Source organism: Oceanispirochaeta sp. M1 (assembly GCF_003346715.1).
Taxonomy (GTDB): Bacteria; Spirochaetota; Spirochaetia; order DSM-2461; family DSM-2461; genus Oceanispirochaeta.
In genome coordinates this window covers 15,515-41,788 of sequence record NZ_QQPQ01000041.1, presented here as the reverse complement: position 1 = coordinate 41,788, position 26,274 = coordinate 15,515, and the positions used below count along the sequence as shown (strand labels likewise).

Below are 26,274 nucleotides of genomic sequence, written 5' to 3'. Positions count from 1 at the left end.
ATTGTTCATGAAAAAAGATATCTGGCTATGGTTGAATAAGCCAAAACCAATGGCAGAATCAATGTTTTTTTCAGATGGTCAAATGGGGCTGTTTTTATGAAGCAATTTTATCTTGGACAGCTGTGAGCACTCATATAAGTTCCCTGGGAACCATGATCAGAGGCAGTGAGAAGACACTCGGATCAATAGAGCGATTTATCCCCATTGGGATTGAATCCGTTGAGTTTTTTTTCTGGGAGAGCATTCCAGACTCTGTGAATATCTCTTTGATGGAGAATATTGCAGTAAAGTGTGAGCAGAATGGAATTGAAATATCCTCCCTGGCACTGTATTCCAATCCCCTGAGAGACGGTGAATCGGAAAAAAAGGCCCGTTCAGACTGGAATTCACTTATTGAATTTGCTGACCGTTTTGGAGTGCCTGTAATATCTGGTTTTACAGGTAGGATTCCCAATACCCCCCTGGAAGCATCCTACCAGCGGGTTAAGGATTTTTATTCACCAATCGTAGACCGCTGCCAGGCAAAAGGGTTAAAACTGGCCTTTGAAAACTGTCCCATGGAAGGAGACAGATCCAGTGGAGACTGGAATATAGCTTTTCTTCCGGAAGTATGGGAGATCCTCTTTAATGATTTCTTCCCGGATAATTCTGTGGGCCTGGAATTCGATCCGGGACACTGTGTCCAGCTTGGATTACCAGTCCTGGAATTGATGAAGCAATGGATCCACCGGATATACCATATTCATGGAAAGGATGCCCTCTCAAAGGATTTTTCAGAGTTTAGATTCCCCGGTGAAGGAATGACTGACTGGCATAAACTATTCAGTCTGATTCAGTCGGAAGGTTACAGGGGGGCTGTGGATCTGGAAGGATATCACGGTAAATTTGTTTCCCATGAATTTGAACTGGAAAAACAGGAAAACAGCCTGAGATTCCTGAAAGAATGCAGAGATATTAAAACAGAGTAGACAGGACAGGATCATTCAGACCCTGCCCTATCCATGTGCATGAAATTGTTTTAAATACTGGTACCTATCTGATAGGCAGCCTTTACCGCTTCAAACACTCTTCCGCATCTGGAAGAGTCACCTATATTATGAATTTCCGGCGCACTGTTCTTTTCCTGACACTCATAAAAGAAGGAGTCATCAGGAACAGCTCCGGCAGCAAGAACGATAAGATCCGCATCGATCTCAATCTCTTCCGGTTTATCCTTTATTGCCTTGGCAAAGGGATTTTCAATATTCTCCGGAAGAATGGGAGACCAGGTTACATAGGGGTCGGGAACAGTCTTCGACTGGTTCTTCATTATCACTGCGGATCTGCCCTTTACTTCCTTAAGCATTGTGCAGTTATGAAGAGGTACTCCCAGCTCTTCCAGATAATGTATGAGGTATCCCCTGTTTGCCGTACAGACACCTTCCATTATTTGGGGCAGCATCTCCACAAGCTGTACATTTTTACCCTTCTCATGTCTGAGAAAATAGGCAGTTTCACAACCTACGACACCGCCGCCCACAACAACAATATTTTCAGCTTTTTCGGCAAGGGACGGGTCTCTGAGAAGATCAACTGCAAAAATAACATTGGAGGCTTCAATCCCTTTTACAGGAGGCCTTTTCTGTGCGGTTCCGGTGGAGGCTACGATGACATCCCAGCCCTCAGCTTTCAATTGATCCGGAGTGGGTGCTGTATTAAGCTTCAGACTCAAGTTATGCTCTTTGGAACAAAGCTCAATTTGTTTTTTCAGATAATTTAAATAGTTGATAATATCAAACTTGATACTGGGACGGGAGCCGGGATTCAACATTCCTCCGATCTCGTCTCTCTTCTCAAAAAGGGTTACATCATGGCCCCGGCGTGCTGCCGTAAGAGCTGTCATAACACCTGAAGGACCCGCTCCCATAACGGCGACTTTTCTAGGTTTATCAACCCTTGTCATCTCCGTGCCGTTAAATATATCTTCAAATCCTGTTATAGGATTAATGGCACACTGAGGATGGCCACCCTCTACAAATTCATTAATGCAGCCTTCCTGATCACCGATACAGGGTGCAATCTCATCGACACGGCCCGCATAGACTTTTTTAGGCCAGTCAGGATCCGCAAGAAGAGGCCTGCCAAGCATTACCATATCACACTGGCCATCCCGGAGAGCAGCCTCGGCGACATCGGGATATCCCAGCTTTCCTACACCTACCACAGGCACTTCCACTCCCGCATTAGAGATAATTTTATTCTCTGCGAAATACTCCTTGACGATTTGTGAAACCTCAAGAAAACATCCGGGAGGCATGGGTCCCGGAGGATGGGGAAGCCACCAGTTATCATAACAGCCAAGGTCAACATCAAAGACATCGACACCCGCTGCCACAAGGTCTTTCATGTAATCCAGTGTCATATCTACGCTGCGCTCGTTTCTGAACTTCTTGAGAGATTTTACATCATTCATCTTTGTGGTATAGGTTTCGTTGAGTACAAGAGAAAGATCAATTCGATACATTATAGGATAAGATTTACCGGTCCTCTTTCTGATCTCCTTAACCATCTCTACCCCGAAAGCCTTCCAGTCTGCAAACTTGCCGATCTTCCTTCTGTTAAAGGCTGGATTGGTCATCTGTTCCAGAAAATAACCTTCATGACCATGAAGATAGACTCCATCGATTGTTAATGATTTAGCATCTGCAGAAGCCTGTCCTGCATTTTTTATGATTTTCCAGGCGGCTCTGCCCGAAATAGGTTTACAGGGAATGGCCGGTATATAAAAGTTTGGATTCCAGGATGCGGAGATGGGGAATTTCATCTTATTAACCAGACATTCCGGAGATCCCACCCTGCCGAGGCCGGGGGTCAATTGAATAAAGAAGGATGTGTCATGGGCATGACACTTCTCTGCAATATCGCGCCAGCCTGAGAAAACAGAGCGGCTCTTGTCTATACGCGGAAAATACGAGCGGTCTCCCATTTCGGTCACCGTATTATCAATTCCATGACTTATGGGAACCAGTCCCGATGTAATCAAACCTACACCACCCTCGGCACGTCTGGCAAAATACTGGACCATTTTTGTGGAGGGCCGCCCTGTTTCTTCGGCCATGCTGATGTTTCCCATGGGTGCCATCACCAGCCTGTTTTTTATCTTAAGTCTATTAATCTGAATGGGTGAAAACATTGAGGTATAAGGATGGAGTGCAGAGCTCATCTTTCCACTTTCAAGGAGCTTTTCATCTTCATACCATGTGCCGAAGCCGTCCACCAGTTTCTTAATTCTTTCCTGATTATTCATATGTTCTATTGTTCCCCTTCTTTCAGAATAACGGTTCCGTCTTTTCTTATTTCGACTGTCATGCCATCCTGTACACTATTTAGAAAATCATCTCCCAGTCCATCGACTGTGATGATTCTATGACCATTCCAGATATCTGCCAGTATCACTCCACTTGCCGCAAGAGAATCGATATTCTCGGAGAAAAGCATTGCTGCAGGAGCAATACCCAGATCCGCAATCGTCTGAAGAACCATCCCTCCGGTGGTTGAACCAATGGTCTTGGGCAAACAGAGAACTTTCCCTGTGAGATTTTTATTATAGATTGAGGGATTATTCTGATCTGAACAGATTATCTGTTTCTTTTTGGCCATGACCGATTTCTGACAAGATGCGAGTGTATTAAAACCCTGCCTGCTGACTACGGCTTCGGCAGTCAATGAACCATCAAGAATGACCCTTCCTTTAAATTCCATTATCGACTCCTTGTAATTGACTCAATTATTTCATCATCAGTTAAATATCTGCAGCTTGTATAAGTTCTGAGCTTGTTTGAATTGGTTATTACAGGCTTCTTGCTGCATAGGGGATTATTCATATACATCAGAGGACAGATTGAACTGATGCTCACTCCTGTTGCCAGGAGCCGTTTATGGAGGGATGTATCTTCCTTCAGCCTCTCAACGACTTCCGGAGCAGCAGTTAGAGTCGTTTTAATACCGACCTTCTTCCGTCCTGAATTCTTAAGACCCTCTTCTATACGCTCCGTCCATTGCTGAATCTGGTTGAAAGAGAGATGAGGACATCCGATAAAGCAGTATTTAGGCTGGGCGTCCTTATCCTTCCACATCACAGGATAGGAGTCTTTAACTCTCTTCAGCTCTGCATCATCGATCACATAAGTTTTATAATCTTTGCGCAGCAGTTGATCTCCCTCCTCGACAGCTTCGGGAGTCATGTTCTCAACATGATAAAGACCAACGGCTCCGTTTGAAGCAGTCGCGGCCCCCATATCCTTTAAATAATCTTTAGCACTGGTATCAAGCCCGGCTCCCATAAAAGTATCCAGCCCTCTGATAAAGGGAACATCTTCCATAACCTTGATGCCTATGGCACTGCCCAGAACCTGAGCCTCAGGAACTTTTGATGTCTTAATTTCAATAAGCCAGTCAGCCTTACGGCCCTCATCGGTGAGAAATCCGAACACAGGAGTCTTACCGGTTATACCGCATAGAAGTTCCAGGATACCTGAATTCCGGTTGGTTCTGGCACCAAGAACTGAGTTTGCATAGACTACGGCAGATGATTCGGCCCATGCAATAATATCTCCCTTGGCCGGAATGTTTCCGACTTCATCCATATAACAGGTGCAGGAAAAAGCTTTATCCGACTTTAGTCCCACTGCCTTCAGCTGTTTTTCATAAGAAGCCTGTTTCCCGTACATAACCTTACTGAAAACAATTTTTTCCAGCAGGGAACAGGAGACATTCTTATAATCGATGGGACGGGGATCAACAGTGAAGGGATATTCGGTCTTGAGACCGGCCTCGATAAGCTCATCCATCAGTGAATAAACGGGAGTCAGAATAGGAACTCCAAAAGACGTAACCATATGAATAGGGTGTTTGACATCTGCCAGTTTTTCTGCACCGAAAACTTCCCCATACCTGACAACAGATTCAAGTGCCTTCCGAAGAGTCTCTCCTCTGTTTCCATCGAGAACATCCTGTTCGTCAGGGGTTATTAACATATTAATATTACTCAAAACCAGTGCTCCTTTCGCTGACCTCATTCATTGACCATGGTCAGTCTATGCGATATTAACACGGCATGTTATAATATGTAAATGATTAGTAAATCCGAAAACAATAAAACCAACAGGCAGCTCCAGGCCGAACGGACAAAACAAAATATCTTTGCAACCGCAAGAGAGCTTATAGAAAAACAGGGTTTTGATAAGGTCACCATTAATGAAATATGCAGGACTGCAGGGATTTCCAAGGGGCTTTTCTATCATTATTACAAGTCGAAGGATGATATAATCATTGAAGGGTATTCGGAATGTGATGAGTACTTCGATAAACATGTCCGGAATTCCCTCAGTGCAGAGAATTATCTTGACAGGATTGTCGAGTTTATTGATTATCAGATTCTCTATGCCGTAAAACTCGGCATAGATCTTATCATCCAGACCTACAAGAGTCAGATTCAGCATGGAAATGATTTTTTCATATCCGAGGACCGGGTCATCACTGTTATTCTCAAGGAGATTATCGGAGAAGGCCAGGGTAAGAATGAAATCCGCTCAGACCTCTCCCCGGAATATATTACAAATTATATTCTCAGGTTTTCCAGAGGTCTTCTCTATGACTGGTGTCTGCATGATGGCAAATATGACATAGAGAAAACCGCACATGAGGCGCTTGTAAGGCTTATTGAACTATTCCGGGTAAATAAGTGATGATAGCATTCAGCTCCGGGAGCTTATATCCATAAAAGAGTGTTTGGGAGTCGTCCTGTCATTTCTCCTGCCCCTGCATCAGTACCAGATAGTCCTTCTTAACTCCCGACAGCTGTGCCATATATTCGCATTTTATACGCAGCAGAAAGAAAATACGCTTATCCCCGGTTGGAAGAAGAGTTTCAAAATTCCCCTGCCCCTTGGAGATAATAATATCCGCTGAATCATATAGCTTCCTGAATTCATTGCTGGTCTCGGGTAGAACCGTACCGGGATAGACCGAACCGCTGGAAATACAAGGTACAAGTGATGTGAATCCCACAGCTTCCGCATCCTCCAGAGTAGCATCATTGATGATGGCTTTATCCCGGAATACAGCTGTGATCCTGATGTCTGGATACTCGGACTGAATCTCTCTTATGAGGGGCATGTCAAATACAATTTCACCGCAGTTATCACAGAGATAAAGCAGAGTGGATGAACCTGCCAATCTGTTTCTAAACTCTGTAATATTATAGCAGTCAAAGGCTATATCACTCAGACTCCGTAGTTCTTCTTCCACATCCACCGAGTGATTTGCACCAAAATCAATAATATTAGCTGCCGAGGCAATTTGTATTGCCTTCTCCAGAGGAGAGCTGCTCCCATCGATGATTTTCTGAAATTTCCCTACCGAAGATAATGCAAGGTCATTTGACTGTCTCTTGATCTCCCTATAGATATCAAAATCCGGAGACTCCTCTTTTTCACATATAATGGCATCTGTCACCCGTCGGACAATATGCTGAACAAGAATGGGCGTTGTTCTGGAGTTTTTCAGTTCTGTTTCTGCGACGGATATGATTCGCCTCGTCTGCTCTTCATCGAGACCCGCAAGACGGGATGCGGCTTTTGCCTGGTTGATAGAACAGGGATAGCAGTCGGAGGCTATTCCTTTCCAGTCATGGTGTTTTTCTATACTCATGGGTAGAGAATAGTTGAAAAAAATATCTTATTAAAGCAAAAGATACATATATATCCTGGAATCAATACTTGACAACATTACTACTATTACTTTATATATACCATAGGGGGGTATCCTATATATGCCATCAAAAGAGATAAGAAAGGCCCATCATCCCTATGAGACCAAACAGAACATGGTCAACCGGATGAAAAGAATCGAGGGACAGATCAGAGGAATCAGCCGGATGATAGAAGAAGACGTGTACTGTGACGATATTCTTCATCAGTTCATGAGTGTGGAATCTGCAATTGGCGGAGTAAAGAAGGCTCTTCTGGAAGCCCACATGAAGGGCTGTATTGTACATCAGATTCAGGCTGGAGAATTGGAAGCTGTGGATGAGCTACTTGCGACCATAGGAAAAATGACAAAATGATCCCTGAAAGGACATGAAAATGGAAATAATACAGCTAAATATAAAGGGTATGACCTGTGCTTCCTGCGTGGCCCATGTTGAAAAAGGAATTAAAAAAACCGAAGGCATCGATATGGCGGCCGTGAATCTGGCTACAGAAAAAGCAACCGTGAGCTATGATCCTTCAAAAACAGATATAGAAGAGATCATCAAGAGTGTGGTTGACGCCGGTTACGCTGCCAGCCTCCCTCAGGATGAAGATGATAGCGATCAGGAAAAAGAAAAAGCCGGGGAATTGAAAAAACTGAAAATTCACACCCTGATTTCCGCACTCCTCAGCACTCCCCTTCTTTTAGCAATGGTTGCAATGCTCTTTGATATAAAGGCTCTGCATATACTCCATGAGCCGCTGCTGCAACTGCTGCTTGCCACTCCGGTTCAGTTCTGGATCGGCTTCCGATTCTACAAAGGAGCATGGAAGTCACTCAAGGCAGGTAGTCCCGGAATGGACCTCCTCGTGGCCCTGGGAACCTCCTCGGCCTACTTTTTCAGTATTTATACAGGATTTTTATCTTCCGAAGCTGCCTCAGGTATGGGAGATCTCTATTTTGAAGCATCTGCCATCATTATTACTCTTGTTCTTCTGGGAAAATATCTTGAAGCCGGAGCCAAAGGAAAGACCTCGGAAGCCATAAAGAAACTAATGGGACTGCAGACTAAGACAGCCAGAGTCGAACGGGAAGGAATCGAAATAGAAGTTCCCATCGCAGATGTAGTACCGGGAGACATAGTACTAATCCGGCCGGGTGAACGTATTCCCGTGGATGGTCCGGTTCTGGAAGGGAATACGGCTGTTGATGAGAGCATGATAACCGGAGAGAGTATGCCGGTTGAAAAGAGCCCCGGAGACAGCGTCGTAAGTGGAACCATAAATAGTTACGGTTCTATCCGTTTTACCGCAGAGCATGTTGGTAGAGATTCAGTTCTTTCCCGGATTATTGCGGTGGTGGAAGAGGCACAGGGCTCCAAGGCTCCAATTCAGAAACTGGCGGATCGTGTAGCGGCGGTATTTGTTCCCGTAGTACTGGGAATAGCACTGGTCACCCTGCTTACCTGGACCCTTGTTCTTAATGATTTCAGCGGAGGCCTTGTGGCAGCCGTGGCAGTTCTTGTGATTGCCTGCCCCTGCGCCCTGGGTCTGGCGACTCCCACAGCCATTATGGTTGGAACAGGAGTAGGTGCAGGTCGGGGTATTCTTATTAAAAATGGTGAGATTCTGCAGGCTGCAGGCAAACTGACAGCTGTGGTACTCGACAAGACAGGAACAATAACCCGGGGGAAACCCGAAATGAAGGAACTTATCCCCATAAACCGGGAAATGAGTCCGGAGACCCTTCTGGAATTGGCCGGAAGTCTCGAGAACAACTCTGAACATCCCCTTGCACAGGCCGTAGTTAATGCAGCCCGTATGGCTGGTTCAACTATAAGAAAAACTGAAAATTTTACAGCTGTTCCCGGACAGGGAATCAAGGCGGAACTAGAGGGCAGGGAATACCTTATCGGCAAGGAGGGATTTATCCGCTCAGCGGGAATAACTCTGGAGAGAGATGAGAATTCTTTTCTGAAGCAGAAAGAGGAGCTTGAAGACAGGGGCAATACCGTGATTATCATGGCGGACAATGAGTCCGGAAAGGTTCTGGCACTCCTCCCTGTAGCCGATAGAATCAAGGAGCATTCTGCCGAGGCAGTCAAGATGCTGAAAGATCTGGGGCTGGAAGTTTACATGATCACCGGAGACAATGCACGGACCGCCAGGGCTATTGCCGAAGAAGCCGGTGTGGACCATGTGCTGTCGGAAGTCCTCCCCGAAGGGAAGGCCAGTGAAATAAAGAGACTTCAAGAGGCCGGTCATATTGTCGCTATGGCGGGAGACGGTATAAACGATGCTCCCGCCCTGGCAACGGCGAATACGGGAATTGCCATGGGCCAGGGCTCCGATATAGCAATGGAGTCCTCCGACATCACACTGATGCGGGGGGACTTGAGGGAAATCGCAGCAGCAATCCAACTCTCCCGCAGGACAATGGGAAAGATCAGGCAGAATCTGTTCTGGGCATTCTTCTACAACTCAATCGGAATACCCTTTGCTGCAATGGGTCTGTTAAACCCGATTATTGCAGGAGCCGCCATGGCATTCAGCTCCGTCTCTGTAGTCAGCAATTCGCTGAGTCTTAAAAAATTCAAATTAAAACTGCCGACCCCAGAGGCGGCAAAGGAAAAAAACATGGAAACAATTATTAAAGTAGAAGGCATGAGCTGCAATCACTGTAAAATGTCGGTTGAAAAAGCTGCAGGATCAGTGAAATCTGTGAGCTCTGCTATTGTGAATCTGGAGAAAAAAGAGCTCTCACTTTCTGTGGATGAAAGCAGGATTGATGAGGTAAAATCCGCCATCAGAGAAGCCGGCTTCACAGCACTCTAAACTAAAGTCTTACTACACTCTGTTTATACTTTATTCATATTTTGCAACTATTATTTCAATAACTAATGAAACAGGAGTTTCGTATGCACGGAAATTACTACAATCTGCATGATGGATTTTTCGGACTGAGTCGCTTTGGATATGGAGGTATCATAATGATGTTTGCCGGTTTAATACTGATACTGGTCATTGCCTATTTTATTTTTAAAAATGCAGGAATCAGTCAAAAGATATCAGGGGAAAAGGAATCCCCCCTTGAGCTTCTTCAGAAGCGTTATGTTAATGGAGATATCTCACAGGATGAGTTTATGGAGAAAAAAGAAATTCTCAAACAGAAATAAGTCTTGCCCCTCCCTCGGGGGAGGGGTTCTTCTCCTGAAAGGAGAGAGAAAAGAGCTCTAGGCTTCAGAGACTCCGGCCATAGCACGGGCGGCAGCTTCGATGATACCGGCTACCTGATGCTGATTCAGGCGGTCTGTATTGATCACCAGGTCTGCAAATGCGTAGTCGTCGTTATTAATGTCGTATAGTTTTTTATAGCGGGCATGATCCCTGTCATCCCGGGCGGCGGTCTCGACCATTCTCTGCTCGAAGACTCCCCCTTCTCTTTTGTAGATACGTCCGGCTCTGGTTTCAGGACTGGCGGTAAGAAAGACCTTCAGGTCTGCATTCTTGAGCATCCATATGGCCAGACGGGAACCGAGAACGGAAGAGCCCTCCATGGCTAGTTTGACCTGATTTTCATCTACAAAATAGTCCCATTGGGGATCAACTTCGGCCATCTCACAGAGTTCGTTAAAATCGATTGCCCTGTCTTCGGCAATATTATGAAATGTATAGTTTACCAGTTTAAGTTCCAGTCTTTCTGACAGGATGGTGCTGACCGTTGAGTTACCGCATCCGCTTCTTCCTGATATGGCTATTCTGAATGGTTCTTTATTCAACATTTCTAAGCTGCTCCCTAACCTTCTCTAAAGAATCTTTCATTTCTACTACAATCCTGCCGATTTCGACAAGAGTATTTTTTGAACCTATGGTATTAACTTCCCGGTTTATCTCCTGACAGAGAAAATCCAGTTTCTTACCTACGGGATCGGAGCTTGCGGCAATATTTCTGAACCCCTCAAGATGTGTGGTCAGACGCTGTAGCTCTTCATTGATATCAAAGCGGACAACCTGAACGGCAATTTCTGCCAGAATGCGGCTTTCATCGGCCTTTCCTTCCACAATTTCTTCAAATTTATCTTTCAGGGTGGAGGTAATCTGCTCCTGCATTCGGGGGGCATGTTCCTTGACCTGCTCAACACAGCTCTCCATAAAACCGATCTGCCCCATAATGTCTTTTTCGGTTTCTGCACCTTCCACGGCTCTGGAGGAGTGGATCTGCCCGAGAACGTCCTGAAACAGGGGCTCCAGGATTTCAAACATGGAATCCAGGTCTCTGTTTTTGTCAGTCTTGATAACACCTTCCATGGAAAGTATATGACCTAAAGAGATATCTCCGGATATACCTGCAAGCTCCTGAACACCTCTCAGGGTATCTGCATAGCTTTTTACGGCAGCCTTATCAACAATAAGGGTAAGATCCTCTTCCAGTTCCTTCATTCTGAGATAGACTTCCACCCTTCCTCTTTTAATGGAACTGCTGATAATAGAACGGATCTGCCCTTCCAGAGGAGAGAGAGGATTGGGAAGGTTCAGGATAAGATCCATATACCTGTTATTGTATGTTTTCATTTCCAGAGAGAAGCGGACCTTCTCGTTAAGGAATTCCTTGTAGCCGTATCCTGTCATACTGATCATGATGTCTTCTCCAGTTTTTTATATAAGCTTCGTCCAAGCTGCCAGTTGTCTCCGGCACCCATGGTCACAAAAAGGTCCCCCTCTTTCAGGGTCTCTTCCAGATATCCGAGAGCCTCAGAAGGCTCTTCATAATATTTTACATTGTCGTGATTCCGGCAGGTTTTATTAAAAAGATCCCTGCCTGTTATGCTGCCGCTGAACTCTTCCCGGGCGGAGGCATATATTTTATGCAGAATAACTTCATCGGCGGCTCCGAAGGAGGCGGCAAAGTCATCCAGCAGAGCTGCTGTTCTTGAATATGTATGAGACATGAAATCCACCACCAGACGGCGTCCGGGATAAAAATCTCTGATGCCTTCCAGGGTTTTCCTTACTGCCGAGGGGTGGTGTCCGTAATCGTCCATCACAAGGATTCCACGGGTTTCACCTACAATCTCGGAACGGCGCCGGCTGCCGGTAAAGTTGAAGATTCCATCTTCAAGGGCCTTCAGAAAGGAGCTGTCATGCTCTGATCCTGATTTCTGATGCTCCGGCTGTGAAAAGTACTGATCCATAACCAGAAGCAGTGCTGCAGCGGCATCCTGAATCACATGATCTCCGGGGATTCTGACTCTGAAAAGGGCATTAAGCTCTCCCAGGACAAAGTGATTTTCTCCGGGTATATCCGATGGTTTCTTGCGTATTCTGCCGGGACCCTGTGCTCCGAATCCATAGGGGATCATTTTCAGATCGGCCCTCTTATCTGACATACGCCTCACTGTTCTTGAAGCACCGGGATCATCGGAACAATAGATCAGAGTCCCCCCTTGGGGCAAACTTTCGATAAATTCGCAGAAGGCATCTTCCACATCCTGTTCATCCTTAAAATAATCAAGATGATCAGCCTCGACTGAGGTGAGTATCATTCTGTCGGGAGAAAAGTGGAGAAAATGACGACGGTATTCGCAGGTTTCAGCCAGAAAAAAATCACTCCCCTGTGTCAGGGTGGATCTGTTGCCGAAAGCAGGAACTGCACTTCCCACCAGAACAGAACCTGTCATTCCCAGGGCCTGTACCAGTGTGCCGCAGATTGCGGTAGTAGTCGTTTTTCCATGTACACCGGCTACCGCAGCAGCCGGGAGATCCCGGGAGAGAATTCCCAGGGCTTCGGGATAGAGCATTAAAGGGATATTACGGGATTCCAGCAGGGCTACTTCAGGATGATTTAGATCATAGGCTGCCGAACGGACCGCAAAATCGATATCAGAAGGAACCTGATTCTCAGAAAACCCCCTGAAATAGGGAATTTTCAGATCCTGAAGGACTTTGTCCGTATAGAACTCATCCTCCACATCAGAACCGCTGACATGAAGACCTCTGGATTGAAAAATTTCGGCCAGGGCAGCCATTCCGGTACCCTTTATGCCGACCATATATACTTTCTGTCCGGGAAGGACTGTAAATGATTCATCAAACATAGGATCATAATAGTATGCCGGTAGGTGAAAATCAAGTTGGTCCCCTGACTGTTATGTGGGGTGATCAACAGGAGACCGGGAGATCTCCCTGATTACAGATTAGAAATAAAGAAGCAAGTCTCTCCAGGCCAGATATTCATCAACCAGCATGGAAAATGTGTTCAGCACTGACTGTTCATAATCCAGTCTGGCATCCTCAAGCTCAGCCTCCGAATACTCACCCATGGTGTTCAAAAACTTGGACTCATCATAAAGATCGGCTGACTGCTCCTCCTCCAGCTCGGCCAGAACCCTGTTCTGCTCCGTATTATCAAGGGAGGTGACTGCCTGCTGCAGGGTCAGACGGCTCTCCATATCAGCCTGTACCGCCTCAAGCCGGGACTGCTGAAGTTCCTGACTGCTGATGGAACGGTCCTCGAACTGAAAGTCATCCAGAGAGAAGGAGAGTTCGATTCCTGCTTCCCAGCTTGGACCCTCTGTCTCAAAATCTGTCATATCAGGGAGATTCACCTTTCCTGTCAGATTTAATGACGGGTCGAAAAACCAGGTATCCGACAGTCTCTCTTCTGAGCTTTCAACCGTTTTATAGGCGGCTGTCACAGAATAGACTCCCGAAGAATCCGCCTCCTCAGGATTTATATTTTTTTTTAAGTCCTCCAGCTCTGAACTGATCAGATCATAGGAAAGAACCTCAATGGTGGCAGTGTTCAGATCGGCGCTCAGCTTTTGCAGAAGAATGGATTCCCTTGCCTGCAGAAGAGTCTGCCGGGTAGAGAGTTCTGTCCTGGCTTCAGTCCAGTCCATTAAATCATCCCTCACATCATCCAGAGTTGATTCACCAGCCTGATATCGAACTTTCTCATCAGCATAAACAGCTTCCTTGACTGCGACAATCTCCTGCTGAAGATCGACCCTCTGCCTTGCTGTCATCCAGTTCAGGGCAGCAGAAAGAGCCTCATTTTCGGTCTTTACTGCGACCTCCTCTGCATAGAGTAGAGCCTTGTCATAGTTTATGTTCAGCTGTTCCCTGTCATCCGAGTGAAAAAGAGGTGAAAAACTGAGTCCCAATTGACCGCTGTAGTCATCTGAGATACTTGCACTCACTCCCAGCTGATCTATCAGGGGAAGATTGATACCAGCCGTGGCAGACCAGTCATCAACATTCCCGGAACCGTCAGAATCCGCTGTACTCTGACTATAGCCCCCGCTGAAGCTGAATGAAGTTTCATCCAGTTGTATGACTCCATCCAGATTATTCCTGGCGACCAGTACATCAAGTAAGGCTCTTTTATAATCCGTACTGTTTTCCAGTGCATAATTCCGGATATCTTCAAGAGTATTCAGATTCTGCGCATTAGCACCAAGCTGAGTCAGTGCCAGAAAGGCTATAATAAAAAAGTATTTGAGGGAGTTCATCTCACACCTCCCTCAGGGTTTCTGCAATATTCCCCTTCACCGCAGAGAAGGATGGAAGGATTCCGAGAACACCGCCGAAGAGGACAGCAAGGAACACTCCCTGAAGTACAGATGTAAATCTGATTCCCGCAGCCTCACTGAACTGGGTTGAAACCTCACCTACAAGGGGAGAAAGAGTATTGAGTACAGGATGGGAGAGAGTAAATGCTAATATGACACCAATAGCAGCACCTGTAAGACTCAGCATCAGTGACCAGAGCCAGAATTCCTTGACAACATCATTCTGGGATGCTCCAAGGGCCCTCTCCAGGGCAATATCCTTACGTCTGTTCAGAGCTTCCACAACCATGATGCTGAAGATTCCCAGAGAGCTGATAAGAAGAAGCACTATTCCAAGAATGGAGAGTGAGACAGAAAATACATTCACAGATTTTCTGAGCTCCTCCATATATGTGGACGTACCCTTTGTAGAGCCTTCCCAGCTGACAATAGAGATATCATCACCATAGTTCATGGCTATGACCTGACGGATTGAAGCAGATATCTTCTCAACGGACTGCCCCTCAGCCTTAACGGCAAACTGTGAGGACATCATATTCATTAACAACTGTCTGTTTCCGCCGGCAGTAAGGAGTGAAGTATAGGGATAGATCAGGTCTGCAATACCATAGGACCGGCGTGCCACTTCTCCGGCAGACTCATATACTCCGGCCACAGAAAACTGCTGAATGACATTCTGCTGTTTGCCTCGGCTGCCCGGTCCTCCTCTCATCATCATTTCACCGGGAGGCTGTATCCATTTTCCCAAAGCATCTTCAACAGATCCATAAAGGAGCTCTGCTGTTTCTGAGCTGATCCAGACCTTCTTAAGACCCGAGTCAAAGTCAGCATCTGTCATAGGAACACCTGCAATAATGTCCAGGGAAAAGACATCAAAATAACTGGTATCAGTACCGATGGCGGTTCTCAGGTTATAAGACTGACCATCTGTAGTCACCTGATTAAAGGGCGGGGTAACAATTACAGCAGCAGAACTGACCTCTTCGATATCGCTGACAACAATCTGTGGAGCATCAATGTCCCATTCGCTGGGTCTCATAGTTTCAATATTGCCTGAGGAGTCCCACTCTCCATTTGCGACATAGAGGATGACTCCTTCCGAGTCCATCTCCGCTGATATCTGTTCATTCAGGATAGTCCCGGCACTGCTTGTGAGGATAAGTATCCCCGTACCCAGAGCCACGGCTCCCAGGGTCATCAATATTTTCACTGCGGATCCGGACCAGTTGCGGATCAGCATGTTAATAAACTTTTTCATCATTATTTCCTTTTAATTCTGCCTGATTTCAAATATCAGGCGGCCCTCATGGCTATGGCAGGATCAATCTTTGTAAATTGTCTGGCAGGCAGCAGACCGAAGAGCAGAGTCAATGCAGCCGAAAGAACCACACCCATCAGAGTAAAGAACCAGGTGCCCTCTGTAATATCCAGGGATGACTGCATATAGCGTCCCAGAGGTATGGAGATCAATGTTCCCAGGACGGCTCCCATCAATGTTATTGCCGCCGATTCCCAGGCAAAGAGCTGTGATATTCTGGCTCTGGATGATCCAAGGGCCATCAGGATTCCCACATGTTTTTTCATTCTCATGGCACGGCTCATCAGTATATTTGAAACATTGACCGAGGCTATAAACAGGCCCGAAAGCGAGAGAAACATGATAAGCAGGGCAAGACCTGTATTTCTGCTGATAAGCTGTTCAGCCTCAGCCCGGGGATTCGAAATAACCACCTGCTGCTCACCGAACTGGCTGTCAAACCATTGCTGCAGCTGGGCTGCTGTTTCGTCCAGTTTTTCTGTGTCGTCGACTGTAAACCGAAGCTGTGTATTCATGGCCATGCGGCGAAAATCACCGACGGCATTACTCCGGTAGGGTTCATAAAAGACTTCACTGTCCTCCTGGGCTTCAAGAATACCAATGACTGTCACAAGACCTTCACGAGCAAGAATCTGCTTTCCCAGCAGACTATCTGTTTCCTCACCCTCTTCTACCAGAAGCTCAGCCAGATCTGAACCCAGAACAGCAATATTCGAGTTACCCGTCATATCCTGCTCTGAAAAAAGACTTCCCGCGGCTACATCAATATCCCAGGCTTCAAAAAACTCAGGAGTAACTTTATGGCCGCTTATCTCATCCAGCTCAGCTATGATGATATTGCTCTGTTCTGACATCTGAGCAAACTCTTCTTCCGAGACCTGTTGAGGTCTGTCGTCTTCCGGACCACCTTCTTGTGGATCATCATTAGCAGGTCCTTCAGGAGTCTCTGCCTGAAACTGAGCTCTCATTTCCGTCTCTTTGGAGATTGACTCCTCATTTACCAGATGATACCTGTAATTGTCATATACATAGGCGTGACTCACATAGGGTACCAGGTCTGCAGCATTCAGATCTTCTGAGCTGAGCACAGCTGTCTCCTGGACAGCCTTCAGACTCACAGGCTCTTCCATATCTTCTGCCTCAGAAGCGGTACTGACCACGAGCTCTTTGTAGGTCTGAGAATCAAGGAGTTCTCTGGAAGTACTTATGGTGTTAGCCAATAGGGCGATCCCCGATGAGGCGGCACCAATACCCAGTGCAACAGCGATAATAAGCAGACCGGACTCAAGAAAGCGGTCCATAAAGCGGCGGCTGATAATCTTGGCGGCTTCGTTATGCACGAACTTCCTCCCTTACGGGTTCACCCTGGAGAACACCATCTTTCAGACTGATGACCCTGCCGGCTCGTTCACCCTGACTGGGGTTGTGGGTAACCATTACTATGGTCACACCTTTTTTGTTAAAACCTTCCAGAATCTGCATAATCTCCTCACCCTTATCAGTAGGGAGGTTACCTGTGGGCTCATCCGCCAGAATCAGATCAGGATCGTTGGAGAGAGAGCGAGCTATGGCAACTCTCTGCTGCTCACCACCGCTCATCATGGTGGGAAGATGGTTCATCCTATGATCAAGCCCTACTTCGGCCAGAAGATCCTGGGCTCGGGTTTTTCTCTGCAGCCAGGGCACACCGGCATAGCCCATGGGAAGCATCACATTTTCAAGAGCACTGAGCTCTGGAAAGAGGTTGAAACTCTGAAAGATGAAACCGAAATGCTGGTTTCTGATTCTTGCCTGCTCCCTGTCGGGAAGTGAACTGATATCATAATCTTCCAGGAAATACTGTCCTGAAGTGATGCTGTCCAGGATTCCGAGGATATGCATCAGAGTGGATTTACCGGAACCCGAAGGACCCATAATGGCGATATATTCACCTCTGTCGATTGTAAGGGATACATCCTTCAGGGCACTTACCTGAGTATCTCCCAGGTCATACTGTTTATTGATATTTGTTAATCTGATCATCTTTTTTTTCTCCTATGTTTTTTAGTACAGCCAAAGCCAATTTGTGGCTTTGGCGTTTTATTTCGTCAGGCCTAAGGGTTTCAATGAAATGACTGACTGGTCTATATAGTTCTGATAGCTGCCGGTGATTACTTCATCCCCCGCAGTCAGACCATCCAATATTTCCACATCATTCCCCTGGATTTCACCAAGGGTGATTTTGGTTTTGACAGCCTTGTCTCCGTCAATGAGATAGACATATTTCTGATTTCCTGTGGTAAGCCATGAGCCCCGGGGTAAAAGAAGCACATCATCCTGAACTTCCAGAGTTATGGATGCAACTGCTGAGGCTCCGGGAGTCAATGTCAGTTCGGTTTCAGGGCGGGCTCTGACAGAGATCATGGCCGAAAGACCGTCTGTATCCATGGTGGCAATCTTTCCGATTTTGGTAATGGTGGCATTCATGGTGCTGGTACCGATGGTGACAGTCATCTGCCCTCCCACTTCCAACAGGGATGTGTACTGTTCATATACATCAAAATCGATGTAAACATCTGTTCTGTCTGCAACCACAAAGAGAGAATCAGACTGCTCTATAAGACTGCTCTTTATGGCAAGATCTTCGTTCAGGCTGAGAACCTCACCCTCTATAGGACTTTTAATGCTGCACTCTTCTATATCTTCTTTCACAGCGGCCAGATCAACCTGTAGAAGATTTATGGCTGCCTGCTGCTTTCTTAAATCGATATCTTTTGAAATGACAGCTTCATCAAGGTCTGACTGGCTGTCTTCTCTCTCCTCTACAAGGGCTTCAAGACTGTCCTGGGCATCCTCATAATCGCTTTGTCGAGAACTTTTAAGTTCAGCCAGCTCTTTCATGGTCTGAACATCTGATTCAGCCTCCAGAATGTCCGCATCCAGGCGTGTTATTGTTCGTTCAAGACTCTGAATCTTGAACAGATAGGTGTTTTCAATACTCTCCAGTTCTATATAGGCCTGTTCCAGACTGAGGCTGAGATCATTAAGGTCATCCTCCAGGTCGGGAACATACAGCACTGCCAGAATATCTTCTGTGCCTACCTGATCACCCTCTGTAATAAGCAGTGTCTCGGCATAACCTTCACGGGGACTGACTATCTCCACCTGTGTAGGCAATAAAACAGTACCGCTGGCTTCTGTAGTTGATACAAACTCTCCTGAACGGACAAGTGAACTTTCATAATCCCTGACCGTCATACTCTCGGGTTGTGCTGAATACCATATGTAAGCCATGATTCCGGCAACCACTGCCAGCAATGCTATAATCAGCAGTAACCTGCGTTTTTTCTTCTCTTTGGATGTTTTCGGTGCTACCTCATCCATCTGGATAATTCTTTTTTCTGCATTCATTTTTTATCCTCCGAGGCTACCTTAAACCTGTGAGGATCTCTTTTGGTGAACTGGAGGTAAAAGGAATGTAAACTATGTAAAACATGTACTTACGAGGTTTTTTTTTATGGATGGATTAGATGTAAAAGGCTAGGATGTCTCTATGTCCAAATATAGAACATCAATTATGACTCTCTGCCTTCTTACGATCCTGGGAAGCATCCTTACAACCCGTTTCTTCAACAGGGAACTGTCAAAAGAGGTAGGGAGAGAGCGCCAGAGACTGGAATCTGTGGTTTTCAGAACATATATAAGAGAATATCAGAGGATCAGTATTCTGATTCAATCCGTACAGCAGATTCAGAATGAGAGTGAGGAGGGGTTGAAGAACTCCCTTGAGCTCCTGCTGCAGGGATACGGAGAGAATGGACAGATTCCTCATTTAATTAAAAGCGCAGCCTACAGTATGAATAATCAGATATCTATTGTAATTGAAGAATCAGAAACCGTAGTTTCATGGCAGGATCTTGAACTACTGCCCGAATATGCACAGATGGATCAACCCCTTAAAGAGGATCAGGTTCAGATAAAAAGTGGAGAGGAAGACAAATCCAGCTACCTCTATTACGGCCTGCCGAATCTGCCGAATCTGCCGGATCAGCCGGATCAGAAAAACATCCTCTTAATTTTCGAGCTTAATAAGGATGGAATTGATCAATACTATGCAAACCCGGCCCTGAAAGAAGCATTGGAACAGTACACCCTTGAATGGGTGAGTCTGGATAAAGAAGAATTCAGGGAAACTATAAAAAGCAGAGAGGATGGGAAATACCCGTTTAAACCGCTTCAGATTCTGACAGGCTGGGATCATGATGAGGATATGAGATTGATTATCCCCCTGCCTGATGGACTGAACAGCCACCGTCCATTTATTCCAGGAGAAAAACCAGACAGCATGCCGGAAGCCGAAGAGGATGACGACGGCCGATTCAAAGGAGTTAGAAGTTTTTTCCCTCTGGATTTGGATACGGCTCCCTTTCGCTACAGCGGGAATGTTCTGATAATCAGTTCTGAAGGTGCCCCCTACTACAGTAATCTGGAAAAAAGGACAGCCCTCAACTGGCTTATGTCCCAGCTGATTCTCCTTGGTATTGGTCTGGTCTTCCTCATCCTGATCATACAGCTCAGGCGGACAAAGGAGATTCGCAGCAGAGAGAAAGAATTTGTTGCCTCAATGACCCACGAACTGAGAACTCCTATCACAGTCATTCAGTCGGCAGCAGATAATCTGTCCAAAGGAATTGTCTCAGAAGAAAAAGTGGTTCGCTATGGCCAGATGATGAAAGATCAGACAGAACGTTTAAGCAATATGATTGAGGAAATTCTCCTCTTTTCCAGTCTTGAAGGAAAGAGTGTTACTAACAGTGCTCCCGTCGAGATGGATATTTTGATTCTATTGGAAGAGATGAAAGGAAAATTTTCTGCAATGGCAGATGAAAAGCAGACAACTCTGCACTGGGATTACGAAGGACTCCCCTCCCGCCTCTACGGTTACCCATCTGAGCTAAAACTCATCCTTTCCAATCTTGTCAGTAATGCCCTTAATCATGCCTCGGGAATCAGAGTTTGTATTAGACATCTGGTCTCCGGCAAACTGAGAATAAGTGTTGAGGATTCAGGCCCCGGCATAGCCGGTTCTGAACAGAAGAAGATCTTTGATCCCTTCTACCGAAGCCTCATCAGCAGAGAACAGCAGACCAGGGGCAGTGGACTGGGGCTGTTTATTGCCCTTAAAAAGACGAAACTCATTAATGGAAGTCTTATACTTGAGAGTCCATATAAAAAAATAAACGGAGAGAAGATCAGCGGCTGCCGCTTTACCCTGGAAATCCCCTGTAAGGTCATATCTGAAGAAAAAGAAGGAGAAATCTGATGCCCCGCATACTGATAATTGAAGACGAACCAGGTGTTCAGATGACTCTTGAAGACAGGCTTCAGGCCGAAGGCTATACAACGGAAGTCAGAGGAGATGGAATATCCGGACAGAAGGAAGCCGAAACAGGAAATTATGATCTTATGATTCTCGATATAATGCTCCCCGGAAGAGACGGTTTTGCGGTCTGTCAGAATCTTCGTAACAAGGATATTAATACGCCTGTTCTGATGCTGACTGCCCGCAACACCAATCTGGACAGTATCATGGGGCTCAGGCAGGGAGCCGACGACTATATGGCGAAACCCTTTGATATGGGGCTCCTCCTGGCAAGAATCGAAGCCCTCCTCAGACGAAGTGCTCTAACAGCGCAGAGTTCAGGAAATTCTGAGACCTTTTTTAGATTTGGAGAGTTCTCTTTTGATCTGAAAAAAGGAAACCTTATGATGGGAGACCTGCTTATCCACCTCCATGCAAAAGAATTCCGACTTCTTGAATATCTTGTTAAGCACAGCGGTGAATTGCTGAGCCGGGATAAAATTCTGGATGAGGTATGGGGATACGAGAGTGAAACCACCACCCGTACAGTTGATGTTCATATCGCCAAACTCCGGCAAAAGCTGAATGAGTCTGATCTTCCAAGGCATATAATGACAGTCAGGGGACAGGGATATAGATTTAGCACCTGATCATTAAGAGCTTGTTTCCTCACTGTATACCATAAATAACTGTTTTTCATGTTGACTCAATATTCATTATATTATATATATAAATTACAACATCTAAAGAGAGATACAATGAATAATACAACTGTAATAATACTTATCGCCGCATTTTTTATCCTGAGATTTCTATACCCGAAACTCAGTGGACAATTATCATACAAAGGTTTAAAAGAACTTCTTGAGTCCGACATGCCTCCTGTGATACTCGACGTAAGAACTCCCTCAGAGTTCAAGTCCGGACATATTGAAGGTGCAAAAAATGTACCCCATGACAAACTTCCCAAGGGTCTTGGTAAAAAGATGGCAGCTAAAGACAGCACGATTGTTGTGTACTGCCAGAGCGGCAGCCGCTCGGGAGCAGCATCAAGAACCTTGAAAGCCGCCGGGTACAGCAACGTACAGAATTTTGGCGGCATTTCAAGGTGGAAAGAGACTCTAAGCAGCTAGAACCTGAAACACGGAATGTATGGAGAGCTGACATCTCAGCCTTCCTAATATTTATATAATGAATACAGCTTTTCATTAGGATATATACCTGCCATAATCAGGAATATATGGATTTTTTACTCGAAAAACAGATTGCAGATCTGATTCAAAACTGTGTACTCCGCAAAGATCCCGATCAAAAAATCTGGAGAGAAACTAGAACTGGTTTTGCAATGATCCATGACCGTCCCTTTGAAAAGCTTAGAACCTGGGTCAGGCAGGACCATCTTATGCCCGAGGATATGCTTCCTGGTGCCGAATCAGTAGTGACATTCTTTCTACCCTTTACCCAAGAGATAAGCTGTTCAAACAATGAGGGAGTTCCCGCATCCCGGACATGGGGCGAGGCTTACCTCCAGACCAATGATCTGATCAGGGAAATAAATGATGAAATTACATATCTTCTGGAAGTAGGTGGATTCAACTGTGTCCAGCTGCCGGCAACCCATAATTTTGACAAAGAGAGTCTCACCAGCCGATGGTCACACAGGCATATTGCATATCTCAGCGGCCTGGGAACCTTTGGTAAAAACAATCTCCTCATAACCAGGTCTGGATGCAGCGGAAGACTGGGAAGTCTTATTACAGATGCACCCTTAAGTTCCTCTCCCCTCCCGAAACAGGAATTCTGTATTGAAAAAAGGGGAAAAAAGTGCGGAGTATGCGTTGGTCGCTGTGCCAAAAGAGCCCTGACAAAAGAAAACTATGACCGCCACAGCTGTTATGAACAGTGCCTTGATAATGCGGAGAATCTTGGAACCGAACATCTGATGGATGTATGCGGCAAATGTCTTACAAAGCTGCCCTGCACTTTCACTGTGCCTGCCTGAACCACATAAATGAATACCATATAATAATTTTTATTTTTTGTTGCGCTTTTTGTATATTGGTGTTAACTTTAAATTAAACCGGTTTAATTTAGTTCTTGAAATGCATCTGTAAAACTTTACATCAAAATTAAACCGGTTTAATTTTGATTATTCAAAAGAAAAACGGAGGAAGAAATGTCATTGAAAAAATTATGGATAGTACTGCTTATCACAGTCGTTGCCCCTTTTGCTCTTTTTGCAGCAGGAGGCCAGGAAGCCGCTGAAGAAGGCGGAGATGTAGTAATCAGCTATCACTGCTGGTATCCACCCGAAGAAATCCTGGCTCCCATGATTGCAGAGTTTGAAAAACTCAATCCCGGCATCAAGGTAGAAGTTACAAAGACAGAACCCGACACACATCAGCAGAAAGTTCCTGTAGTTCTGGCTAGTAAACAGAAACTGGACACTATGGCAGTGATGAATACGGACTTTGTTATGCAGGTTGAACCCTACATGGCTGATCTTGAACCCCTATATTCCAATGCTTACGGATCTGACTGGGAAGGTAAATTCCAACCCAGCATCCTTACATACAGTAGAGGAAGAACTTCCGGTGACCTGAAAATGCTTCCTGAAGGTATGAACGGATCTCCTGTTATCTACTTCAACGTAGAGATTTTCAATGAACTAGGACTCTCCATACCTGAAACAGAAACTGATCTGATGAAAACTATTGCCACAATCAAGTCAAAACGTCCCGACCTTGTTCCTCTGGCATTCAGAGGGAAACTACCATGGCTCCACACTATTTCAGCCTTCGGTCTCTATGCACAGGAAGAAGAACTCTGGTCATTTGTCAGAGACGATGGAAAGCCCTATAACAGCCCTGAAATCGTAAAAATGGCACAGTGGTGGCAGAGTCTTTACGAGAAAGACATCTTTGCAATGGATACTCTTGATATAGACAACAACTCCATCGGCGAACTGTTCTATGGCGGAAATGCAGCCATGATGGTACACGGTGCTTGGATGGCCGGACTCCTGAGTGAGCCCTATAGAGAAAAGAAAAATATCGGTTTTGAAATCGGCGCCTTCCCCTACCCCGCGATCAAGGCAGGAAATACTCCTACAACAGCGGCTACACCTGATATGTTCTTCTCTGTTGTAAATTACTCTGATCATCAGGAAGAGGCATTTAAACTCATGGACTTTTTCATTCAGGGTGAAGGAATCAACCTTCTTGCAGAGAATTTCCTGATTGTCCCCGGAAAAACTGACTTTGTACCCAATCCTGAGCTTCTGACAACAGATCTTGCTCGTAACAGCTACAAGAGCATCATTGATGTTCTCAGTAATCCTCAATCTGCACTGAGACAGCAGGATTTCCTGACGACTCCCTTTGGCAAAGTATTACAGAATATTGCTCTGGGTGGAGATGTTAAAGAATCTCTGGATGATTTCCAGAAGGAAATTGAATCTGGAAAATTCGAATAGTTATTAACTCATATCCCCCTGTTCACAGGGGGAATTTATATAAACAGTTATATCAGAAAATCAAAATAAACCTTAAAATTGTAACTCAATTAATCTGCAATAACAAAAAAGGAATCTTTTATGAATAGTACGGAAAAGCATAATTGGAGGGGATATCTTTTCATACTCCCCCTCATGCTTATTCTCGGGGTGTTTGTTATATACAGTTTTATACTCCTGGTTCAAGGCAGTTTCTTTAAGACTGACCTGCTTTTTAACAGAAGCAAGTTTGTAGGTCTTCAGTATTACAAAATAGCCCTGCAGGACCCTTATTTCTTCAAAGCAATAATCAATACCCTTGTATTCGCAGCATCATCCGTATTCTTCGGCATCAGCCTGGGATTCATCTTCTCTGTATTTCTGGCATTCAGTATCAAGGGTGGTAATTTTTTCAGAACACTGTTCTTTGTCCCCACACTGCTTCCCAATGCCTTAATTGCGGCAATATTTGGAGGAATGCTCCGATACCGCTTTGGAGCTCTCAACGATTTTCTTGCAGTATTAAGAATAACCCCGGTACACTGGCTTTCAGACCCCGCAATGGCCTACATCTCTGTCTTGACGATTTCTCTTTTTATGATCGGTATACCCATGATGTATTATCAGGCCGAGCTGGCAACACTTGATAAAGGGATGTTTGAATCAGCACAGATCGATGGTGCCGGTTTCTGGAGAATCACGACACAGATTATATTCCCCACAGTAATTCACTCACATAAAACCATTGTGATGACCCTTATGCTAACTACATTCAGGGCTTTTGAGAGAGTCTATCTGCTGACAGCAGGAGGACCTGCCAGATCAACAGAAATTACAGGTACCTATATTTACACCTTCTTTGCAGAAGGGGGCGGAAGAAATATAGGTTATGTAAATGCAATTTCTACCCTGACACTTATACTCGCGTTTGTTATGTCAGGAATTATCCTCTCAGCTTTCAATCCAAAAGTTGTAAAAGCCAAAAGGAGTAATAAATGAAAACAGCTGATATTTTCAGAGTCAATAATTCCGAAAAAAGAATGATGCAGATCATACTTTTTATCTGTTCCTTTATCTGGTTGTTTCCCGCATATTCAGCTCTAAAACAATCTCTGCTGTTCAACGGATGGGGTAACTATATTTCTGTATTTACTACAAAAATAGCAGGTGTTTCTGTATTTTCTACTCTGGGGAACAGTTTTTATGTCGCTCTTATCCACAGTATAATCGTAGTAGGAATTGCAGCAATGTCCGGATATGCTTTTTCAAAAATGCATTTTGTTGGGAAAAAGATTCTTTATGTGGTGGTTATTTCATTTATGAGTGTACCCATCACCGTAATGATTGCGCCTCTTTTCTTCACCCTTACAAGAATGAATATTATTAATACAAGGGCATCAATATTCCTCCCTGAGGCTGCGCTGACTCTCCCCTTTTCAGTACTGATGATGCGCAATTTCTTTGACAGTCTTCCCAATGAGCTGATGGAGTCTGCCTATATGGATGGAGCAGGAGATTTCAGAATATTCACTAGAATCTACATGCCTCTGTCTACTCCGGCATTACTAAATCTCTCGGTGCTCTCATTTATGTGGTCCTTCAAGGATTATCTTACACCCGCACTCTTTACATCAGATCCCAAATTGATGACAGCAACTCTGGCAGTCAGTCGATTCAAGGATTCACTGGGAGGCACTCCCGACAACCTGGGCCGCTACTATGCAGCCATGGTGGTTATTGCCGTTCCCATTATTGTTCTGTTCTCATTTTTTCAGAAATTTATGAGATCCGGAATGACAGCTGGAGCCATAAAGGGTTAA

24 protein-coding genes are annotated in these 26,274 nt (G+C 45.3%); 12 read left to right on the top strand and 12 right to left on the bottom strand.

The window, feature by feature from the left end; translation table 11 throughout:
* The first annotated feature begins 122 nt into the window (after window positions 1-122).
* Window positions 123-968: a sugar phosphate isomerase/epimerase gene (locus tag DV872_RS21385; RefSeq protein ID WP_158547106.1), complete on the top strand. Its 846-nt coding sequence runs from the start codon at window positions 123-125 to the stop codon at window positions 966-968.
* A gap of 50 nt (window positions 969-1,018) precedes the next feature.
* On the opposite strand, the gene DV872_RS21380 is transcribed toward DV872_RS21385, so the two are convergent.
* The 3 genes from DV872_RS21380 to DV872_RS21370 are packed head-to-tail and all read right to left on the bottom strand — an operon-like array spanning window position 1,019 to window position 5,030.
* Complete coding sequence (locus DV872_RS21380; protein ID WP_171832148.1) at window positions 1,019-3,286, bottom strand: FAD-dependent oxidoreductase; 2,268 nt, start codon at window positions 3,284-3,286, stop codon at window positions 1,019-1,021.
* Window positions 3,287-3,291: 5 nt separating this feature from the next.
* The gene (locus tag DV872_RS21375) at window positions 3,292-3,741 is read right to left on the bottom strand and encodes an aconitase X swivel domain-containing protein (protein ID WP_114632004.1); all 450 of its coding nucleotides are present in this window, start codon (window positions 3,739-3,741) and stop codon (window positions 3,292-3,294) included.
* Window positions 3,741-5,030: an aconitase X gene (locus DV872_RS21370; RefSeq protein WP_230391634.1), complete on the bottom strand. Its 1,290-nt coding sequence runs from the start codon at window positions 5,028-5,030 to the stop codon at window positions 3,741-3,743. The genes DV872_RS21375 and DV872_RS21370 overlap by 1 nt, the downstream gene beginning before the upstream one ends.
* An 81-nt stretch (window positions 5,031-5,111) precedes the next feature.
* Between DV872_RS21370 and DV872_RS21365 the strand changes: the two genes are divergently transcribed.
* Window positions 5,112-5,726, top strand: coding sequence for a TetR/AcrR family transcriptional regulator (locus tag DV872_RS21365; protein WP_114632002.1), 615 nt, complete (start codon window positions 5,112-5,114; stop codon window positions 5,724-5,726).
* A 58-nt stretch (window positions 5,727-5,784) separates the two neighbouring features.
* Here DV872_RS21365 and DV872_RS21360 read toward each other — a convergent pair whose 3' ends face one another.
* Window positions 5,785-6,690, bottom strand: a complete 906-nt coding sequence (locus tag DV872_RS21360; RefSeq protein WP_114632001.1) for a DUF89 domain-containing protein — start codon at window positions 6,688-6,690, stop codon at window positions 5,785-5,787.
* A gap of 121 nt (window positions 6,691-6,811) precedes the next feature.
* Between DV872_RS21360 and DV872_RS21355 the strand changes: the two genes are divergently transcribed.
* The 3 genes from DV872_RS21355 to DV872_RS21345 all read left to right on the top strand — a co-directional run bounded on the left by DV872_RS21355 (window position 6,812) and on the right by DV872_RS21345 (window position 9,907).
* Window positions 6,812-7,105: a metal-sensitive transcriptional regulator gene (locus DV872_RS21355; RefSeq protein WP_114632000.1), complete on the top strand. Its 294-nt coding sequence runs from the start codon at window positions 6,812-6,814 to the stop codon at window positions 7,103-7,105.
* Window positions 7,106-7,124: 19 nt separating this feature from the next.
* On the top strand, window positions 7,125-9,566 hold the full coding sequence (locus DV872_RS21350; RefSeq protein WP_230391635.1) for a heavy metal translocating P-type ATPase: 2,442 nt from the start codon (window positions 7,125-7,127) through the stop codon (window positions 9,564-9,566).
* Between the two features lie 83 nt (window positions 9,567-9,649).
* Entirely contained in the window at window positions 9,650-9,907 is a 258-nt protein-coding gene (locus tag DV872_RS21345; RefSeq protein ID WP_158547105.1) for an SHOCT domain-containing protein, read from the top strand.
* 57 nt (window positions 9,908-9,964) lie between these two features.
* Here the strand turns inward: DV872_RS21345 and cmk are convergent, their stop codons facing one another.
* From cmk to DV872_RS21305, 8 genes are all read right to left on the bottom strand, one after another.
* On the bottom strand, window positions 9,965-10,513 hold the full coding sequence (gene cmk / locus DV872_RS21340; RefSeq protein ID WP_114631997.1) for a (d)CMP kinase: 549 nt from the start codon (window positions 10,511-10,513) through the stop codon (window positions 9,965-9,967).
* Window positions 10,503-11,369, bottom strand: coding sequence for a YicC/YloC family endoribonuclease (locus DV872_RS21335; protein WP_114631996.1), 867 nt, complete (start codon window positions 11,367-11,369; stop codon window positions 10,503-10,505). The genes cmk and DV872_RS21335 overlap by 11 nt, the downstream gene beginning before the upstream one ends.
* Window positions 11,366-12,826 carry a UDP-N-acetylmuramate--L-alanine ligase gene (gene murC / locus DV872_RS21330; RefSeq protein WP_114631995.1) on the bottom strand — a complete coding sequence of 487 codons (1,461 nt, stop codon included), beginning with the start codon at window positions 12,824-12,826 and terminating at the stop codon, window positions 11,366-11,368. The genes DV872_RS21335 and murC overlap by 4 nt, the downstream gene beginning before the upstream one ends.
* Window positions 12,827-12,925: 99 nt before the next feature.
* Window positions 12,926-14,242, bottom strand: a complete 1,317-nt coding sequence (locus tag DV872_RS21325) for a TolC family protein (RefSeq protein WP_114631994.1) — start codon at window positions 14,240-14,242, stop codon at window positions 12,926-12,928.
* Between the two features lies 1 nt (window position 14,243).
* Window positions 14,244-15,560, bottom strand: coding sequence for an ABC transporter permease (locus DV872_RS21320; RefSeq protein ID WP_158547104.1), 1,317 nt, complete (start codon window positions 15,558-15,560; stop codon window positions 14,244-14,246).
* Window positions 15,561-15,595: 35 nt separating this feature from the next.
* Window positions 15,596-16,960 carry an ABC transporter permease gene (locus DV872_RS21315; protein WP_114631992.1) on the bottom strand — a complete coding sequence of 455 codons (1,365 nt, stop codon included), beginning with the start codon at window positions 16,958-16,960 and terminating at the stop codon, window positions 15,596-15,598.
* Window positions 16,953-17,642 carry an ABC transporter ATP-binding protein gene (locus tag DV872_RS21310; RefSeq protein ID WP_114631991.1) on the bottom strand — a complete coding sequence of 230 codons (690 nt, stop codon included), beginning with the start codon at window positions 17,640-17,642 and terminating at the stop codon, window positions 16,953-16,955. Before DV872_RS21310 ends, DV872_RS21315 begins: the two co-directional genes overlap by 8 nt.
* A gap of 57 nt (window positions 17,643-17,699) precedes the next feature.
* Window positions 17,700-19,010: an efflux RND transporter periplasmic adaptor subunit gene (locus DV872_RS21305; RefSeq protein WP_114631990.1), complete on the bottom strand. Its 1,311-nt coding sequence runs from the start codon at window positions 19,008-19,010 to the stop codon at window positions 17,700-17,702.
* 142 nt (window positions 19,011-19,152) lie between these two features.
* Here DV872_RS21305 and DV872_RS21300 point away from each other — a divergent pair, with 142 nt between their 5' ends.
* From DV872_RS21300 to DV872_RS21270, 7 genes are all read left to right on the top strand, one after another.
* The gene (locus DV872_RS21300) at window positions 19,153-20,922 is read left to right on the top strand and encodes a cell wall metabolism sensor histidine kinase WalK (protein WP_114631989.1); all 1,770 of its coding nucleotides are present in this window, start codon (window positions 19,153-19,155) and stop codon (window positions 20,920-20,922) included.
* The gene (locus DV872_RS21295) at window positions 20,922-21,611 is read left to right on the top strand and encodes a response regulator transcription factor (RefSeq protein ID WP_114631988.1); all 690 of its coding nucleotides are present in this window, start codon (window positions 20,922-20,924) and stop codon (window positions 21,609-21,611) included. Before DV872_RS21300 ends, DV872_RS21295 begins: the two co-directional genes overlap by 1 nt.
* Window positions 21,612-21,719: 108 nt before the next feature.
* A complete protein-coding gene (locus DV872_RS21290) occupies window positions 21,720-22,094 on the top strand; it encodes a rhodanese-like domain-containing protein (RefSeq protein WP_158547103.1) in 375 nt (124 codons plus the stop codon).
* A gap of 107 nt (window positions 22,095-22,201) precedes the next feature.
* Window positions 22,202-22,963: an epoxyqueuosine reductase gene (locus DV872_RS21285; protein ID WP_114631986.1), complete on the top strand. Its 762-nt coding sequence runs from the start codon at window positions 22,202-22,204 to the stop codon at window positions 22,961-22,963.
* Between the two features lie 174 nt (window positions 22,964-23,137).
* Entirely contained in the window at window positions 23,138-24,436 is a 1,299-nt protein-coding gene (locus tag DV872_RS21280) for an ABC transporter substrate-binding protein (protein WP_114631985.1), read from the top strand.
* A 120-nt stretch (window positions 24,437-24,556) separates the two neighbouring features.
* Window positions 24,557-25,453, top strand: coding sequence for a carbohydrate ABC transporter permease (locus DV872_RS21275; protein ID WP_114631984.1), 897 nt, complete (start codon window positions 24,557-24,559; stop codon window positions 25,451-25,453).
* Window positions 25,450-26,274: a carbohydrate ABC transporter permease gene (locus tag DV872_RS21270; protein ID WP_114631983.1), complete on the top strand. Its 825-nt coding sequence runs from the start codon at window positions 25,450-25,452 to the stop codon at window positions 26,272-26,274. Before DV872_RS21275 ends, DV872_RS21270 begins: the two co-directional genes overlap by 4 nt.

Coding starts and splice junctions, on each gene's coding strand:
- DV872_RS21365 (WP_114632002.1), top strand. CDS start 5,112: ATGATTAGTAAATCCGAAAACAATAAAACCAACAGGCAGCTCCAGGCC.
- DV872_RS21375 (WP_114632004.1), bottom strand. CDS start 3,741: ATGGAATTTAAAGGAAGGGTCATTCTTGATGGTTCATTGACTGCCGAA.
- DV872_RS21380 (WP_171832148.1), bottom strand. CDS start 3,286: ATGAATAATCAGGAAAGAATTAAGAAACTGGTGGACGGCTTCGGCACA.
- DV872_RS21285 (WP_114631986.1), top strand. CDS start 22,202: ATGGATTTTTTACTCGAAAAACAGATTGCAGATCTGATTCAAAACTGT.
- DV872_RS21320 (WP_158547104.1), bottom strand. CDS start 15,560: ATGAAAAAGTTTATTAACATGCTGATCCGCAACTGGTCCGGATCCGCA.
- DV872_RS21290 (WP_158547103.1), top strand. CDS start 21,720: ATGAATAATACAACTGTAATAATACTTATCGCCGCATTTTTTATCCTG.
- DV872_RS21300 (WP_114631989.1), top strand. CDS start 19,153: ATGTCCAAATATAGAACATCAATTATGACTCTCTGCCTTCTTACGATC.
- DV872_RS21350 (WP_230391635.1), top strand. CDS start 7,125: ATGGAAATAATACAGCTAAATATAAAGGGTATGACCTGTGCTTCCTGC.
- cmk (WP_114631997.1), bottom strand. CDS start 10,513: ATGTTGAATAAAGAACCATTCAGAATAGCCATATCAGGAAGAAGCGGA.
- DV872_RS21280 (WP_114631985.1), top strand. CDS start 23,138: ATGTCATTGAAAAAATTATGGATAGTACTGCTTATCACAGTCGTTGCC.
- DV872_RS21325 (WP_114631994.1), bottom strand. CDS start 14,242: ATGAACTCCCTCAAATACTTTTTTATTATAGCCTTTCTGGCACTGACT.
- DV872_RS21275 (WP_114631984.1), top strand. CDS start 24,557: ATGAATAGTACGGAAAAGCATAATTGGAGGGGATATCTTTTCATACTC.
- DV872_RS21335 (WP_114631996.1), bottom strand. CDS start 11,369: ATGATCAGTATGACAGGATACGGCTACAAGGAATTCCTTAACGAGAAG.
- DV872_RS21270 (WP_114631983.1), top strand. CDS start 25,450: ATGAAAACAGCTGATATTTTCAGAGTCAATAATTCCGAAAAAAGAATG.
- DV872_RS21305 (WP_114631990.1), bottom strand. CDS start 19,010: ATGAATGCAGAAAAAAGAATTATCCAGATGGATGAGGTAGCACCGAAA.
- DV872_RS21360 (WP_114632001.1), bottom strand. CDS start 6,690: ATGAGTATAGAAAAACACCATGACTGGAAAGGAATAGCCTCCGACTGC.
- DV872_RS21345 (WP_158547105.1), top strand. CDS start 9,650: ATGCACGGAAATTACTACAATCTGCATGATGGATTTTTCGGACTGAGT.
- DV872_RS21355 (WP_114632000.1), top strand. CDS start 6,812: ATGCCATCAAAAGAGATAAGAAAGGCCCATCATCCCTATGAGACCAAA.
- DV872_RS21295 (WP_114631988.1), top strand. CDS start 20,922: ATGCCCCGCATACTGATAATTGAAGACGAACCAGGTGTTCAGATGACT.
- DV872_RS21310 (WP_114631991.1), bottom strand. CDS start 17,642: ATGATCAGATTAACAAATATCAATAAACAGTATGACCTGGGAGATACT.
- murC (WP_114631995.1), bottom strand. CDS start 12,826: ATGTTTGATGAATCATTTACAGTCCTTCCCGGACAGAAAGTATATATG.